The organism is Maribacter aurantiacus, from assembly GCF_005780245.1.
Lineage (GTDB): Bacteria > Bacteroidota > Bacteroidia > Flavobacteriales > Flavobacteriaceae > Maribacter > Maribacter flavus.
In genome coordinates, this window is the sequence record NZ_VBUK01000008.1 from 65,171 (window position 1) to 80,724 (window position 15,554).

Sequence of the window (15,554 nt, forward strand, 5' to 3'; positions counted from 1 at the left end):
CTAAAAAACAGTTTTCAACAAGCCGTACCTTTTGGGTATGGACTCCATCAACCCGAACCACCCTATGTCCGTAAATGAAAAATACATGCGACGTTGCCTTGAAATCGCCAAAAATGGCATAGGCTCTACGGCTCCCAATCCTTCCGTTGGTGCCGTTATCGTCCATAACGACCGTATTATTGGGGAAGGCTATACCAGCTCCTTTGGTGGGCCCCATGCCGAGGTAAGCGCCATTCGTTCCGTAAAGGATAAAACCCTACTTAAAAAGTCAACGCTATACGTAACCCTGGAGCCGTGCTCCCATTATGGAAAAACCCCGCCCTGTGCCAATTTAATTGTTGAAAACAAGATACCCAAGGTCGTCATAGGACTAAAAGACCCACATGATAAAGTAGCCGGAAAAGGCATGGAAATTCTGGAAAAGGCTGGATGCTCAGTCACCTTAGGGGTTTTGGAAAAAGAATGCAGGGAACACCACAGGCGATTTCTGACTTTTCATGAACAAAAACGCCCGTACATAATACTAAAATGGGCGGAAACGGCCGATGGTTTTATAGCGCCTATCAAGGAACATAGAAATTCCAAAGTCGAACCTTATTGGATTACCAACACCTATTCAAGGCAATTGGTCCATAAATGGCGGGGCGAGGAACAGGCCATTTTGGTGGGCACCAATACCGTCTTGGACGACAATCCAAAATTGGATACAAGACTATGGAAAGGAAAGGCACCAATCCGACTCATCATCGATAAAAATCGCAAAATACCAAAAGGTTTTCATGTTTTGGACGGAAAACAGTCCACCATCGTGATTAGTTCTATTAATAATTCATATAATAATACACAAAATTATGATTTACAGTTTATTGAATTTAATGATGAATTTATTTTAGAGCTGTCTAAAAATCTGTTTAAAAGGAATATACTGAGTGTTTTTGTGGAAGGTGGAGCCAAAACCCTGCAAGCTTTTATCGATGCAAATCTTTGGGACGAAGCCCGAATATTTATCGGCAAAAACACGTTTGAAAAAGGAATTAAAGCCCCAATATTGCAGGGGCAACTCACAGCAGAAAAATCAATAGTAAACGACCAATTAAAAATAATAAGGAATGATAAAAAACATCATATTTGATTTTGGGGACATCTTCATCAATTTGGACAAACCGGCGGTGTTCAAAAAAATGGCCGCTTTTGGATACACGGAATATACCGATGCTTTGGATTTGCTCTGCAAGGAATATGAAATGGGCCTTATGTCCTCCGAGGATTTTTTGGCAGGTTTAAAGGAAATGTATCCAGAAGCAACGGAAACGGATTTAGTGGATGCCTGGAATTCCATTTTACTTGATTTCCCGGAACACCGATTGGCATTCATTGAGAATTTGAAAGCACAAGAATCTCACCGTTTGTTTTTATTGAGCAACACCAATGACCTACACATTGAATATGTAAAAAAGACGATGGGCCAAGATCGTTTTGACCGGTTCAAGAATTGTTTTGAAGGCTTCTATCTGTCACAACAAATCAAGATGCGAAAACCGAACAACGACATTTACGAGCATGTATTAAACGAAAACTCCTTGATTCCCGAAGAAACACTGTTTATTGACGACACCAAGGCAAATACGGATAGTGCGGTAAAATTGGGGATACGTTGCTGGAACCTCCAAGTTGGCAAGGAAGATATTACGGAGTTAAACAAAGAGCTGTAATGGAGTACTTGGCGTTAAGCATTCTTGCATCCAGCTTAATCTTCGTAATTTTTAAATTATATGCCAGATACGGAATCCAGACTCTCTATGCCATAATCGTCAATTACTTTATCGCATGTTCCGTAGGCCTCTATTTCTACCAAGGAAAGGTTACGTTTTCAACAACCACGCAAAGGCCATGGTTTATGGGAACGTTGGCTTTGGGAATTTTATTCATCATCGTTTTCAACCTAATGGCGGCAACATCACAAAAAATAGGTGTTTCCGCAGCATCGGTAGCGACAAAAATGTCCTTGGCCATCCCTGTCGTATTTGGCGTCTGGATGTACGGGGAAAGGCTTGGCCTTTTTGAAATCCTAGGCATCCTTTTGGCCTTGGTGGCGGTGTATCTCGCCACCATGCGTAAAAAAACCGTAGTAGACCATACGTATTTGCTGTTATTGCCGATAGCCGTCTTTATAGGATCCGGGATAATCGATACGAGCATTAAATATGCCCAACAAATATCCGTCCCAGAAGAAGAATTTCCGCTGTTTTCTGCCATGGTATTTGGCTCTGCCGCCACCTGTGGTACCCTCTTTGTTTTAGTAAAGGCCGTTAAGAACGGTATCCTTGTAAATCTAAAGAATGTGCTAGGCGGTATATGTTTGGGTGTTCCCAATTATTTTTCTATCTATTTTTTAATGAAGGCATTGGATAGTGATACTTTAAATAGCGCTTCAATATTTACGATAAACAACGTAGCCATTGTTATGTGTTCTACCTTTTTGGGAATTCTATTGTTCAAGGAACGGATAAGTAGTAAAAATTGGTTTGGTATAGGCCTGGCCATTCTAAGCATTATACTTGTGGCTTTGGGAACCAGAATCGAGAGTATGCTATTAGGTCAAACTCCATAGATGGAACAGGAAGCAACCAAATACAAGTCGGTCGACACACCTGGCGAAGAGGTACTTTTTAAGGAGCGAAAAAGTAAATTCTATGGCTATACTTTTCCCATAGAGTCCGAAGAAGCCGTAAAACCGATTCTAGAGGAACTCCGTAAGCGGCACTCAATGGTGAACCATATTTGCTATGCGTGGCAATTGGGGGTAAAGGACATCCGGTACAGGGCCAACGACGATGGAGAGCCCAACAATTCCGCAGGAATGCCCATTTACGGACAAATACAATCCTTTGGGGTGACCAATATTCTGGTCGCCGTAGTACGAATTTTTGGAGGCACCAAACTAGGGGTTGGCGGTTTGATCAGTGCTTATAAGGAAACGGCCAAAATGGCCTTGGATAATTCCATCATCATGGAAAAAGTGCTAACCCAGCACATAATCCTTGTCTTCGAATATTCTGAAATGGATACCGTCATGCGATTTATTAAAAAGCACCAGTTGGATATTGTGGACCAAAAGCTGCATTTGTATTGCGAGATAGTGCTTAAGGTTCAAAAAGACATGGTACCGGATATTTTGAAACAATTGGAAGCGTTTCACAAAATTTCAATCAAAATACCCGAATAGTTTTGTAGGATTTACGATAACTTTTTCAAAATATATTCTGGACATTTTATTGGTTTTCTTTTATTGGAATCCATAAATACCAAAACAGTATTTGCCTCGATTAAAACCTCACCCTTTTCGTTCGTGATAACATAGTCAAATTCGATACGTACGGAGGGTATTTTTTTAAGCTGTGTACGTACCGTAATAAGATCGTCATAAAGTGCCGGAATCTTGTAATCGATCTTGAGGGAAATTACCGGCAACATTACCCCATGTTCCTCCATCCATTTATAGGATAACCCAAGGGACCTTAGCCACTCAACTCTTCCCATCTCCAAGTACTGCGCGTAGTTACCGTAATACACCACGCCCATTTGGTCCGTTTCTCCATATCTGACCCGAAAAGAAATTTCATTAAATCCCATTGATTTCTAATTAAAAACTATATATTTAAAGCCCCCGTTTGTAGGCAACGAACATGAGAAAAAAAAAGGTCAAATTCAATAGGCGTTGATTTTTTTTTTAGAATTTTTGTTCACATATTTGTCCACCTTACAGAGCCAAAATAATGGTCTCTATTTTTAGAATTTGTTCGCTTTTAACTAACCAATAACAAGAGCTTTAATTATTATGAATGTTACTGCCGATTCCGTATGGAAAAATTGTTTGGTATTTATCAAGGATAATATCCAACCGCAGGCATTCAAAACTTGGTTTGAACCCATTAAACCTATAAAGCTCTCAAACAATGCTTTGAGCATTCAAGTCCCCAGTAAATTTTTCTATGAATGGCTGGAAGAGCATTATGTGAAATTGCTCAAGGTCGCATTGACAAAACAATTGGGTGAGACTGCCAAATTGGTGTACATTATTAGAATGGAGAACACCTATGGAAATAAAGAACCGTTCACGGAAAAAATTCCTAGTTCCAACCGCGGTAATATGACTCCCCAGGAAATGGACGTTCCCATTAAATCTAAAAACCCGGAACTTCGCAATCCTTTTGTGATTCCTGGTATCCGGAATATCAAAATTGAATCGCAATTAAACCCCAATTATAATTTCGATAATTTTCTGGAAGGCGATTCCAATCGCTTGGCCCGTTCCGCAGGGATGGCCGTGGCAAATAAACCCGGGGGCACCTCCTTTAATCCCTTATTGATTTTTGGCGGCGTTGGATTGGGAAAAACGCATTTGGCACATGCCATTGGTGTAGAAATAAAGGACAAGTATCCAGAGCGTACCGTATTGTATATATCGGCGGAAAAATTTACGCAACAGTATATCGAGTCCGTTAAGAAGAATACCCGAAACGATTTCATTCATTTCTATCAACTGATAGACGTGCTGATTATTGACGATGTGCAATTCCTTTCCGGTAAATCCGGGACCCAGGATGTGTTCTTCCATATTTTCAACCACCTCCACCAAAACGGAAAACAGGTAGTCCTAACTTCGGATAAGGCTCCTGTGGACATGCAAGATTTTGAGCAGCGTCTGTTGTCCCGCTTTAAATGGGGATTATCAGCGGAGTTGCAGAGTCCGGATTATGAAACCCGAATTTCCATTTTAAAGAACAAGTTATATCGTGATGGTGTGGAAATGCCGGATGATATCATCGAATATGTGGCCAAACACATCAAGACCAATATTAGGGAATTGGAAGGTGCCATTATTTCATTGATCGCACAGTCCACCTTGAATAAAAGGGAGGTTACCATAGACCTGGCACAGCAGGTCGTTGAGAAATTCGTAAAAAATACCAAAAGGGAAGTCTCCATCGATTACATTCAAAAAGTGGTATCTGATTACTTTGAAATGGATGTGGCCACCCTTCAATCCAAAACCAGGAAACGTCATATAGTACAGGCCAGGCAATTGGCCATGTTCTTTGCCAAAAAATTCACCAAGGCCTCTTTGGCGAGCATTGGCTCGCAAATAGGCAAAAGGGACCATGCCACGGTGCTGCACGCATGCAAAACGGTCGATAACCTTGCTGAAACGGACAAACAGTTCCGAAAATACATAGACGACCTGACAAAAAAATTCTCCTAAAAAGGTATGAAAACCAAAGTCTTAATGGTTTGCCTTGGAAATATCTGTAGGTCGCCATTGGCCGAGGGCATTCTAAAAAACAAGGTAGATACAAGCATGGTTTTTGTGGATTCTGCCGGAACGGGAGGCTATCATATTGGAAATCCGCCGGATTCCCGATCCATTGCGGTCGCCAGAAAATATGGTATCGATATCAGCAATCAAATATGCCGAAAACTAACCGCTGCCGATTTGGAAGAATTTGATGTCCTCTATGCCATGGACAAAAGCAATTACGGAAACATCATCGGGTTGAGCAAGAACAAGGAACAGGCACGTAAGGTTAAACTATTATTAAGTGAAGTCAAAACAGGCGATGTAGAGATACCCGACCCATATTACGATTCGGTCGATGGATTTGAAAAGGTCTTTCAGATGATAGATGCGGCCTGTGAGGAAATTGCCAAAAAGCTTTCAGAATAACATGGCAGACGCTACATCCAAAAAGGGCAAACTCTATCTGATACCATCCACACTTGGGGAAATCCCGCCTTTGGAAGTGTTGCCCATTTCCATAAAACGGGCCATCGAGGAAATAAACATCTATATTGTAGAAAACGAAAAGACGGCCCGTCATTTTATCAAGAAACTTTCACCTAGAAAATCGCAACCCTCATTAACACTTTTTGCACTGAACAAATTTACGGAAGCATCGGAAATACCAAGTTTCCTGAATCCTTGTTTGGAAGGAAACGACGTGGGTATCCTATCCGAAGCAGGTTGTCCCGGTATCGCAGACCCAGGTGCCGCCGTAGTTCGCATCGCCCATGAAAGACAAATCCAAGTAGTACCTTTGGTAGGCCCTTCCTCCATTATACTTGCCCTTATGGCCAGTGGCATGAACGGACAGAATTTTGCTTTCAATGGGTATTTGGCCATTGACGGTGCGGAAAGAAAAAAACAAATAAAGAAGCTGGAAAGAAAATCCAAGGAAGAAAATCAATCCCAAATCTTTATCGAGACCCCTTATAGGAACAATAAATTATTGGAGGAACTTGTTAGAACGGTTTCAGGAACTACGAGAATCTGTGTTGCCTGCGATATTACGCTGAATACCGAATATATCCGAACCAAAACCGCTTCCGATTGGAAAGTTGAACAGGTGGACCTTCACAAACGACCCGCGATCTTTATCATCCAAGCATAAAAAAACCTTGACATCGCTGCCAAGGCTTTCCCATTTTCATATCTACTTATTACTTTAAATCCTAGGATTTTTTACCGGTTTGATCATGGTAATGTCATAGCCCGAAAACATCTTAAGATAATTGGCGATGGTCGTACCATATCCATCGATAACATCGGTCCTACCATAGGAACGTAAATACCTTTTTACGTTTCCCGGCCCTGCCAAATGCGCTGCGGCCACGATTCCAGATTCTGTAATCTCAATTCCATTGATCCGTTTGCCCACAAATCTTTTGATATCCTTCCGTAAGATCCATTTGTTTCGGGCAATGTTCTTTTCGAATACCTCTTCCTGTAAAGAAGGATTTTCCAAAAAGTGTATGGAATCATGTACACCTACCAATGCCAGTGTATTCACACCAAATTGGTATTTACCCAAATAACCAAAGGAATTTACAGCTGAATAGCTTCCTTGCGATTCCTTAAAGGCCAAGGCCTCCTTAAAACCGATGTACCTGCTACCAATAAAGGGCGGCCGTACGTTCATTTTCTCAAAATAAGCTTTGTCCTGGGGGAACAAAAACGGAGGGGGTTCTTTTACTTTTAGAGCTTCTGGAACTTCAACGTTGTACAGACTGAAACTGAAGCTCGAAAAAATAAAAATCACGATAAGAGGACAAGTAAACAATATCCATCTTTTCATAAAGTGTTTTTCTTAAGACTTACAGCGAAAAAAGTGCTTGCTTAAATTTCTGGAGGCAAAGTTAGACATGTTAAAAAGGTAAAATGGCAAGAATTTGTTAAAAATATACACTTTTAGTTAACATGTCTTAAAATTCCGATTAGGGCCTATCTGTTGATTTTCTGAGCGTTAAGCCAGCGGATATACTGCTCCTTATTTCGGTTATGTTGCGCAATGTTCTCCGCGAACATGTGGTATCCAAAGTCCTCAACATTGGCCACAAAATAGTAGTAGTTGTGTTTTTCAGGACTTAAAACAGCGTCTACGGCGCTGATATCGGGCATGGTAATGGGGCCTGGGGGAACACCGGCATATTTATACGTATTATAAGGAGAGTCCATTTCCAAATCCCTGTACAACACCCTTTTAATTATAGTGTCATAATTTCCTGTTTCCTTTTTTATAGCAAAGATTACGGTAGGGTCTGCCTGTAAGAGCATCCCGGCCCTTAATCGGTTTGCATAAACACCGGCCACCCGCGGCCTCTCGTCTACCTTGGCGGTTTCCTTGTGGACAATGGATGCCAATGCAACTACTTCATTGGGAGTCATATTTTGGGCCTTTGCCTTTGAAAGCCTATCCTCGTTCCAAAATCGTTTATATTCCTTTAGCATACGGTCCCGGAATTCCTCCGCGGAAGTGTTCCAAAAAAATTCATAGCTATTGGGAATGTAGAGGGCCAATTTGGTTTCCTGGTCAAAGCCGTTACCCTCCAAAAAGTCCGTATCGTCAAAGGCTTTCAAAAGACTGAGACTATCGGCTTCAATTTGTTCGGAGATCCTACCAGCCAAAGAGGCAGTATTCTCCTGATTGTTGAAGGAAACGCGAACGGGAATATTGTTTACCCTTAGGTTGTTTATGATATCATTGTTGGTCATCCCCTTAGTAATTCGGTATTTACCACCCCTAATGTTGGAGGCATATCCCTTTCTTTCCGCGGCCTTTTGAAAGGAAGAAACATCGTTCAGCAGTGGTTGCATTTGTTCCTTTATATCGGCAAAGGAATCATTTGAGCCAATGTAAACAAAGGCCTCCTCATTATTAAAACTGGTATTGGGCGTAAAAAAAGTACTATAGACTACATACGCAAATATGCTGGCTCCTATCAATCCGAGTAGCAAAATGGCGACCACAATTTTTTTGATGTACATTATTTAAAAATCTTTTGAAACAACAATTCGTTTTTAAAAATACCTTCGTTGAAAATCCAATCCCGTTTGGTTCCCACCAATTCAAAACCCAGTTTTTTAAATAGGTACAGGCTTCGATCGTTTCCTTCCAAAATATTGGCGTACAACTGACGTAGATTTAAGGTCTTGGATGCATACTTACACAGTATTTCCATTGCTTCTGTACCAACACCCCTGTTTCTGTTCCCTTCATCCGATATAACAATACCCACTCCCGCCCTTCTATTTTTAGGGTCGAAATCAAATAGATCTATCAGGCCAATGGCCTCATTGTCCTGGGTACAAATAACCAAACGCAATTGTTTGACATCATAAATATCCCTGTGGGCATTTTCAAGATATAATTTTAGGACATCCCTCGAGTAGGGTGCCATGGTACCACTGATTTCCCAAACCGACGGATTGTTCTCCAATTCAAAAAGCAAATCCAAGTCCGCCGTTTCCAGGGCCCTTAGCTTTATGATATTTCCCTGTAGACTTACCACGAAATCTCCCCTTTAAACACTTGCTTGGCCTCCCCTATCAAATGCACGTTGTTATAGGTATTATCGCTGTAATCAAATTCAACCTTCAAATTACCGCCCATTGCCTTGATATTCGCATAGTTATCGTTAATCTTACCTAAATGGTGCATTGCCAAGGTTACGGCGGTAACACCTGTTCCGCAGGAAAGTGTCTCATCCTCCACGCCCCTTTCGTACGTCCTTACCTTGAAAGTGTCCTTAGACTCCTGTTCCACAAAATTGATGTTGCTACCGGTTGCCCCATAGATCCCGTATCGTATTTTGGAACCCTCCTTGGCAACGTTGAACTTCTCCAGATTCGTGACCATTTGCACATGGTGGGGCGAACCCGTATTTAAATACAAGGCATTGGGTTTGGTCTTCAGTTCCTCTACATCCTGCATTTTAAGGCTTACCGTAGTCCCCTTGACCGTTGCGCTATGTGGTCCATCCACGGCAATGAAATCGGTTTTTTCATCGATGATACCCAAAAATTGGGCAAAGGCCACAACACATCTTCCCCCGTTTCCACACATACTCCCTTCCTTGCCATCAGCATTGTAATACACCATCCTAAAGTCGTAGGAGTCATCATTTTCAAGAAGAATGAGTCCGTCGGCCCCAATGCCAAACCCCCTGTTGCACAAAAAAGCTACGAGTTCATGGTTCTCTTTCGGAAAAAATAAGGTCCGATTATCGAAAAGTACAAAATCGTTCCCTGTTCCCTGATATTTAAAAAAAGTAGCGGTCATAGGTCATATTAAAGCACAAAGATATGATTTAATTGAGGCTTCCTTGCAGTTAAAAAGTCGTTAAACCACTACCACAAAAATGGAAATGATGTAATTTTACTGTTAAAAGGTTAAAAAAGTATAGATTATGAAGAGAATTGGAGGACTTTTACTTGTTTCCATCTTTGCAGGTGCCGTTACCTTGGGTGCCTATAAGTTATTCTTTGAACGACCCAATTATGCCATTGTAACCTCGGATGAGGCACAGCCTGTTTTCAGTACAAGTTATACGCCAACTTCCGCTTTAGGTTCGGGCATCAATGAGGTGGACTTTACAAACGCTGCGGAACGTACCGTCAACTCCGTGGTGCATGTCAAGAACCTGACCCTTAGTACCCGTAGAAGCAGTGTTTTTGACTTCTTTTATGGTTCTGGAGGTACCGTAACACCTCAAGTAGGAACTGGATCCGGGGTCATCATTTCCCAAGATGGTTACATCGTTACCAACAATCACGTAATAGCCAACGCAACCCAATTGCAGGTAACCTTGAACAATAATCAGACCTATGAAGCTGAATTGGTGGGTACGGACCCAAATTCAGACATTGCCCTGATTAAAATAGAGACCGATGACAAGTTGCCCTATTTGGCATTTGGGGATTCTGACAATACAAAAATCGGGGAATGGGTATTGGCTGTTGGAAACCCATTTAATTTGACATCTACCGTTACTGCGGGAATCGTGAGCGCCAAGGCTAGAAGCCTCGATACCCGTTCCAATCAATCCTTCATCCAGACGGATGCGGCGGTAAATCCAGGAAATTCCGGCGGGGCCTTGGTAAATACCAATGGTGACCTTATCGGCATCAATACGGCCATTTCCTCCCAAACTGGATCCTATGTGGGATATTCCTTTGCCGTACCCAGCAATATCGCCAAAAAAGTAGTGAACGATATTATGGAATATGGGAACGTTCAAAAGGCGTTTATGGGCATAAGTCCCGCTCCCGTTAATACAAGGGATGCCATAGAAAGGGGCATAAACAACATCGACGGAGTATATATAGAAAGAATCGAGGAAGAATCCGGAGCCGATGAGGCAGGTTTGGAATTGGGCGATATTATCAAGAAAGTCGACCAAATAGATATCCACAAATATCCGGACCTTACGGGATATTTGGGCACCAAAAGACCGAACGACACCATCAATGTTACCGTTGAAAGGAATCAGGAACTGCTCACTTTGCCAGTGGTGTTGAAGGAACGACAATTACTGGTAGTGCCGGCAATGGGCATGGAAGTGAAAAATTTGACCAAAGACGACCAAAAAAGATTTAGGACAAAATCTGGGGTTAAAATAACCGGGGTACCGGAGCGTTACCGAGGTTATGGCCTGGAAGGTAAGGTCATTGTACAAGTGGATGACAAGGAAATAAAGAACATTTCAGATGCGGATACCGCTTTTGGGGCCATTTCCAGGTACGGTAAAACGATAATTACCATGGTCAACGAGAAGGGCGAACGAGAACGCTTAATTTTTCAATAATTCAAATTTTAAGTTTGAAAAGCATCCGCCCTAAACGGATGCTTTTTTTGTATTTAGTTGTTACAAAACTTTACAAAAGGTTTAATTTTAACATCATTTATAACAACAAAACCATATGTCTCGTAAAATATCCTTCGAAAAAGAGCTGGCCTTCCAGGCAGATAGAAGAAAAGCTACCACGGAATTCATAAAGATCATCAGTGACCTGTGGTACGACAGGTCCATAGAAATCGTACTTTTTAAAAATCCTTTGATAGATCACAATGTAAGCGACATCATCCGGTTACACGAGTATGCCGGGGAGTTCGTGCAAAAACCCATTTCCATCTTTGATTCCGTTGAAATCCTTAGGGCTATCAATGATCTAAAACTCCCGCCTGCAAAATTGGATATTGGCAAATTGACCTATGAGTATCATTCTGATGAAAATAACTTCAACAACGTAAAGGCATTTGTTATTGACAAACTTAAGTCGGCCACGGAATACAAAAGCATCAAACCCAAGGATGTCATTTTGTACGGTTTTGGTAGAATTGGTCGATTATTGGCCAGGGAGCTCATGTCAAAAACCGGGAAAGGCAATCAAATGCGGCTGAGGGCCATAGTGGTGCGTGGGGAACTAAATGAGGAACTATTGGAAAAGAGGGCCAGTCTATTGCGTACCGATTCCGTCCATGGCAATTTTACGGGTACCGTAACGGTAAATGCCAAGGCCAACACCTTATTGATAAATGGCACTACGGTTCAAATCATCAGTGCCAATAAACCGGAGGAAGTAGATTACACCCAATATGAAATATCCGATGCCCTCTTAATCGATAATACCGGGGCCTTTAGGGATCAGGCCCAACTATCGAGGCATTTAAATGCCAAAGGGGTATCCAAAGTACTATTGACCGCACCAGGCAAAGGAGTTCCCAATATCGTCCATGGAGTAAACCATTTGGAGTACGATCCGGAGACTACGCACATATTCTCGGCCGCATCCTGCACCACCAACGCCATTACGCCTATATTAAAAGTCATAGACGATTCGGTAGGTATAAAAAAGGGACATTTGGAAACCATACACGCATATACCAATGACCAGAACCTTGTGGACAATATGCATTCTAAGTATCGTCGTGGAAGGGCCGCAGGCCTCAATATGGTGATTACGGAAACAGGTGCCGGAGAGGCCGTGGCCAAGGCACTCCCCAATCTTAAAGGTAAATTGACCTCCAATGCCATAAGGGTTCCGGTACCCAATGGATCATTGGCGATTCTCAACTTGGATATCAAAAACAAAACTTCCTTGGAAGGTATCAATACAATTGTTAAAAAGTACGCCTTGGAAGGTGATTTGGTGGAGCAAATAAAATATAGTTTGAGCAAAGAATTGGTTTCAACGGATATTGTTGGATCGGTGGCACCGGCAGTATACGATAGCGAAGCGACAATTGTTTCGGACAACGGTAAAAATTTGGTTCTTTACATTTGGTACGATAATGAATTTGGATATTCGCAACAGGTAATTAGACTTGCAAAATATATTACCAAAGTAAGACGTTATACCTATTATTAGACTTGGTACAGAACATCCTTTTTGAAAGTTTTTACGTACCTATTAATTAAAGGCTGAGGTTTTTCACCATTTAATTTTAAAAATTTACTTTAGTCTTCTCTAAATCAGTGTTAAACGGAAATTTAAATACGAATGAAAATTTCAAGGATACTAATATTATTTGCAGTCCTAATAACCACCAGTTTAAGTTTTGCGCAGGAATCTGAAGAAGATGAGTCTCTTTCTTTGGACAGCGGCCCTATAAGTAGTCAGTTCGACTATATTTCAAAAAAATCCGGAAACTATCGAGCTGACGGCGTGCGCTATGAAGTGGTAAAGGAAGTGAACCTTTATAAACTACGTGAAAATGTATTGGACTCGGTTAGGGCCTTTAACCAAAGAGCGGCCGGTTTGAATGCGACCATTTCAGAACATGAAACTACCATTAGCTCCTTGAATAAAAAACTGGAAGAAACGACTTCAAACCTCGCAGCAGTTACCGAAGAAAAGGATAGTATGTCCTTCTTGGGGATTTCGGTTTCAAAGGCCACCTATAATATTATTTTATGGACAATTATTATAGGGCTTTTCATTCTTCTTGGTATTTTCGTATACAGGTTTAGAAATAGCAATATCCTGACCCAGGAGGCAAAACAAAATTTGGCCGAATTGGAAGTAGAATATGAAGATCATAGAAGAAGGGCCTTGGAGCGTGAACAGAAAATCAGCCGGAAACTACAGGACGAACTCAACAAACAAAAGAAAACGAAATAATTTCCAAAGCTCCTTTAAGGGAGCTTTTTTTATAGCATGATTGTCATAAAAGCTACTCTTGAAAACCTAAAACAAATAGTTCCATTATTTGACCAATATAGGGTTTTCTACAAGCAAGCGTCCGATTTAAAAAGTGCCGAGATTTTTTTAAGGGAACGATTTCAAAATAAGGACTCCCTTATATTCATTGCATTGTCAGAAGGGGTTCCTGTGGGTTTCACCCAACTTTATTTTACATTCTCCTCCGTATCCTTAAAACCCACCCTGATTCTAAACGACCTTTTTGTACATCCGGATTACAGAGGTCAGGGCTTTGGTGCACTTTTATTGAAAAGCGCACAACAATTTTGTGCCGAACACGAATTTAAGGGTTTGGCCTTGGAAACGGCCGTTGACAACCCTGCCCGAAGACTTTACGAGAAAATGGGTTGGGAAAAGGATTCGCACTGTTTTCACTACTTTTGGTCCGCGCAATAAAATAGCTCTTGCCATGCGAATCGATATTATAACCGTTTTACCGCAATTATTAAAAAGCCCGTTCGATGCCTCAATTCTAAAAAGAGCCATTGACAAAGGTTTGGTTGAAGTCCATCTGCACAATTTAAGGGACTATACGGACAACAATTACAATCAAGTGGACGACTATCAATTTGGAGGCGGCGCCGGCATGGTGATGATGATAGAACCGATAGATAAATGTATATCCCAACTGAAATCCCAGCGAAGCTATGATGAGATAATCTATATGACCCCAGATGGAAAGACGCTAAATCAGAAAATTGCGAACAGTCTTTCCTTACTGGAAAACATAATTATTCTTTGTGGCCATTACAAAGGGGTTGACCAACGTGTTAGGGACATGTTCATAACCAGGGAACTTTCCATTGGGGATTATGTACTTTCCGGTGGTGAATTGGGCGCTGCCGTCCTTTGTGATACTATTATAAGATTACTGCCGGGCGTGCTGAACGATGAAACTTCTGCTCTCACGGATAGTTTTCAAGACGGATTGTTGGCACCTCCAGTATACACAAGACCGGCGGAGTACAAAGGAGTGAAGGTGCCGGAGGTTTTACTGAGTGGGAATTTTGGAAAAATAGAGCAATGGCGAGAAGAAATGGCGCACGAACGAACGCAGAGACTACGACCAGATCTGTTGGAATAAAGCCCCAGGAAAATAAATAGAATAAAATATTTGTGGATTTTAAATTTCGAAGTATTTTTGCACCCTGTTAAATCAACCTCTGACGAAAATCGTGAACGTTGTTTTAATTTAATTCCGATATAAAAAATAAAATGGAATCATTAATAAAATTTGTTCAGGACGAATTTGTAACCAAGAAAGAATTTCCAAATTTCTCCGCCGGTGATACGATTACCGTGTACTACGAAATCAAGGAAGGTGAAAAAACACGTACCCAGTTCTTTAAGGGAGTGGTAATCCAAAGAAGAGGAACCGGAGCAACTGAAACTTTTACAATCCGTAAAATGTCTGGAACTGTTGGTGTGGAACGAATCTTCCCGATCAATCTTCCTGCCCTGCAAAAAATCGAGGTTAACAAGAAAGGTAAGGTACGTAGGTCACGTATTTACTATTTTAGAGGTTTGACCGGTAAGAAAGCGAGAATCAAAGAGGTTCGTTCTTAATTTCTTTACCCGAATAATACTAGAAAGACACCGAAAATCCTTCGGTGTTTTTTTATGAACAATTGTTAACATCTAAAGTTCATAAATTGTTCATTATTAATTAGTTGGAAAAACACCCTTTATTAAATACTTTTTCATTATATTTAGGTGTGATTTTAGGAAGAAAACTGAGGTAGATAGTAGTAACTTCCAATCACTATAAAGTTTACGTTCTTTATATTGTGGCTTAATCGGAATAGCTTTTTTCTAGGGAATTAGTTATTAAGATGAGCATAGGCTTTAAAGGCTGTCGCTTTTTAAACCCATGTGGGCAATAAGATTTTATAACTCTCACGGTTTTAAATTTTAATGCTAAGGCAACAAAAACGAAATGTAGAGTAAATGCTTGGTTACAGAATTAAGATTGAAACACATTTCAAACGTTGATTTAGTGACGCAGAAGCAACCA

Annotated in this window: 18 protein-coding genes; 13 read left to right on the plus strand and 5 right to left on the minus strand. The window is 41.1% G+C overall.

Translation table 11 applies throughout. The annotated features are described in order from the left end of the window. Positions 1–37: 37 nt before the first annotated feature. The 4 genes from ribD to FEK29_RS13115 are packed head-to-tail and all read left to right on the plus strand — an operon-like array spanning position 38 to position 3,226. Positions 38–1,132 (plus strand): bifunctional diaminohydroxyphosphoribosylaminopyrimidine deaminase/5-amino-6-(5-phosphoribosylamino)uracil reductase RibD, encoded by a 1,095-nt coding sequence (gene ribD, locus FEK29_RS13100; protein ID WP_317129182.1) that lies wholly within the window; start codon positions 38–40, stop codon positions 1,130–1,132. Continuing rightward, on the plus strand, positions 1,110–1,712 hold the full coding sequence (locus FEK29_RS13105) for an HAD family hydrolase (protein ID WP_138258896.1): 603 nt from the start codon (positions 1,110–1,112) through the stop codon (positions 1,710–1,712). The genes ribD and FEK29_RS13105 overlap by 23 nt, the downstream gene beginning before the upstream one ends. Next, the gene (locus FEK29_RS13110) at positions 1,712–2,611 is read left to right on the plus strand and encodes a DMT family transporter (RefSeq protein ID WP_138258897.1); all 900 of its coding nucleotides are present in this window, start codon (positions 1,712–1,714) and stop codon (positions 2,609–2,611) included. Before FEK29_RS13105 ends, FEK29_RS13110 begins: the two co-directional genes overlap by 1 nt. Further along, positions 2,612–3,226, plus strand: a complete 615-nt coding sequence (locus FEK29_RS13115; protein WP_138258898.1) for an IMPACT family protein — start codon at positions 2,612–2,614, stop codon at positions 3,224–3,226. A gap of 11 nt (positions 3,227–3,237) precedes the next feature. Here the strand turns inward: FEK29_RS13115 and FEK29_RS13120 are convergent, their stop codons facing one another. After that, positions 3,238–3,633, minus strand: a complete 396-nt coding sequence (locus FEK29_RS13120) for an acyl-CoA thioesterase (protein WP_138258899.1) — start codon at positions 3,631–3,633, stop codon at positions 3,238–3,240. Positions 3,634–3,838: 205 nt separating this feature from the next. Between FEK29_RS13120 and dnaA the strand changes: the two genes are divergently transcribed. The 3 genes from dnaA to FEK29_RS13135 are packed head-to-tail and all read left to right on the plus strand — an operon-like array spanning position 3,839 to position 6,449. Continuing rightward, positions 3,839–5,263: a chromosomal replication initiator protein DnaA gene (dnaA, locus tag FEK29_RS13125; protein ID WP_138258900.1), complete on the plus strand. Its 1,425-nt coding sequence runs from the start codon at positions 3,839–3,841 to the stop codon at positions 5,261–5,263. Between the two features lie 6 nt (positions 5,264–5,269). Beyond that, complete coding sequence (locus FEK29_RS13130) at positions 5,270–5,725, plus strand: low molecular weight protein-tyrosine-phosphatase (RefSeq protein WP_138258901.1); 456 nt, start codon at positions 5,270–5,272, stop codon at positions 5,723–5,725. Position 5,726: 1 nt separating this feature from the next. Beyond that, positions 5,727–6,449, plus strand: a complete 723-nt coding sequence (locus FEK29_RS13135; protein WP_138258902.1) for an SAM-dependent methyltransferase — start codon at positions 5,727–5,729, stop codon at positions 6,447–6,449. 54 nt (positions 6,450–6,503) lie between these two features. Here the strand turns inward: FEK29_RS13135 and FEK29_RS13140 are convergent, their stop codons facing one another. From FEK29_RS13140 to dapF, 4 genes are all read right to left on the minus strand, one after another. Then, entirely contained in the window at positions 6,504–7,133 is a 630-nt protein-coding gene (locus FEK29_RS13140) for a hypothetical protein (protein ID WP_138258903.1), read from the minus strand. Between the two features lie 146 nt (positions 7,134–7,279). After that, positions 7,280–8,323 (minus strand): endolytic transglycosylase MltG, encoded by a 1,044-nt coding sequence (mltG, locus tag FEK29_RS13145; RefSeq protein ID WP_138258904.1) that lies wholly within the window; start codon positions 8,321–8,323, stop codon positions 7,280–7,282. Then, complete coding sequence (locus tag FEK29_RS13150; protein WP_138258905.1) at positions 8,323–8,847, minus strand: GNAT family N-acetyltransferase; 525 nt, start codon at positions 8,845–8,847, stop codon at positions 8,323–8,325. Before FEK29_RS13150 ends, mltG begins: the two co-directional genes overlap by 1 nt. Beyond that, a complete protein-coding gene (gene dapF / locus FEK29_RS13155) occupies positions 8,841–9,617 on the minus strand; it encodes a diaminopimelate epimerase (protein ID WP_138258906.1) in 777 nt (258 codons plus the stop codon). Before dapF ends, FEK29_RS13150 begins: the two co-directional genes overlap by 7 nt. Before the next feature lie 127 nt (positions 9,618–9,744). Here dapF and FEK29_RS13160 point away from each other — a divergent pair, with 127 nt between their 5' ends. The 6 genes from FEK29_RS13160 to rplS all read left to right on the plus strand — a co-directional run bounded on the left by FEK29_RS13160 (position 9,745) and on the right by rplS (position 15,106). Next, positions 9,745–11,142 (plus strand): S1C family serine protease, encoded by a 1,398-nt coding sequence (locus tag FEK29_RS13160; RefSeq protein ID WP_138258907.1) that lies wholly within the window; start codon positions 9,745–9,747, stop codon positions 11,140–11,142. A gap of 115 nt (positions 11,143–11,257) precedes the next feature. After that, positions 11,258–12,706 carry a glyceraldehyde-3-phosphate dehydrogenase gene (locus FEK29_RS13165; protein WP_138258908.1) on the plus strand — a complete coding sequence of 483 codons (1,449 nt, stop codon included), beginning with the start codon at positions 11,258–11,260 and terminating at the stop codon, positions 12,704–12,706. A 132-nt stretch (positions 12,707–12,838) separates the two neighbouring features. After that, entirely contained in the window at positions 12,839–13,459 is a 621-nt protein-coding gene (locus FEK29_RS13170; RefSeq protein WP_138258909.1) for a tRNA (guanine-N1)-methyltransferase, read from the plus strand. Between the two features lie 36 nt (positions 13,460–13,495). Continuing rightward, complete coding sequence (locus FEK29_RS13175) at positions 13,496–13,936, plus strand: GNAT family N-acetyltransferase (RefSeq protein WP_138258910.1); 441 nt, start codon at positions 13,496–13,498, stop codon at positions 13,934–13,936. Between the two features lie 13 nt (positions 13,937–13,949). Next, complete coding sequence (trmD, locus tag FEK29_RS13180) at positions 13,950–14,624, plus strand: tRNA (guanosine(37)-N1)-methyltransferase TrmD (RefSeq protein ID WP_138258911.1); 675 nt, start codon at positions 13,950–13,952, stop codon at positions 14,622–14,624. A 131-nt stretch (positions 14,625–14,755) separates the two neighbouring features. After that, complete coding sequence (gene rplS, locus FEK29_RS13185; protein ID WP_138258912.1) at positions 14,756–15,106, plus strand: 50S ribosomal protein L19; 351 nt, start codon at positions 14,756–14,758, stop codon at positions 15,104–15,106. The last annotated feature ends 448 nt before the right edge of the window (positions 15,107–15,554 follow it).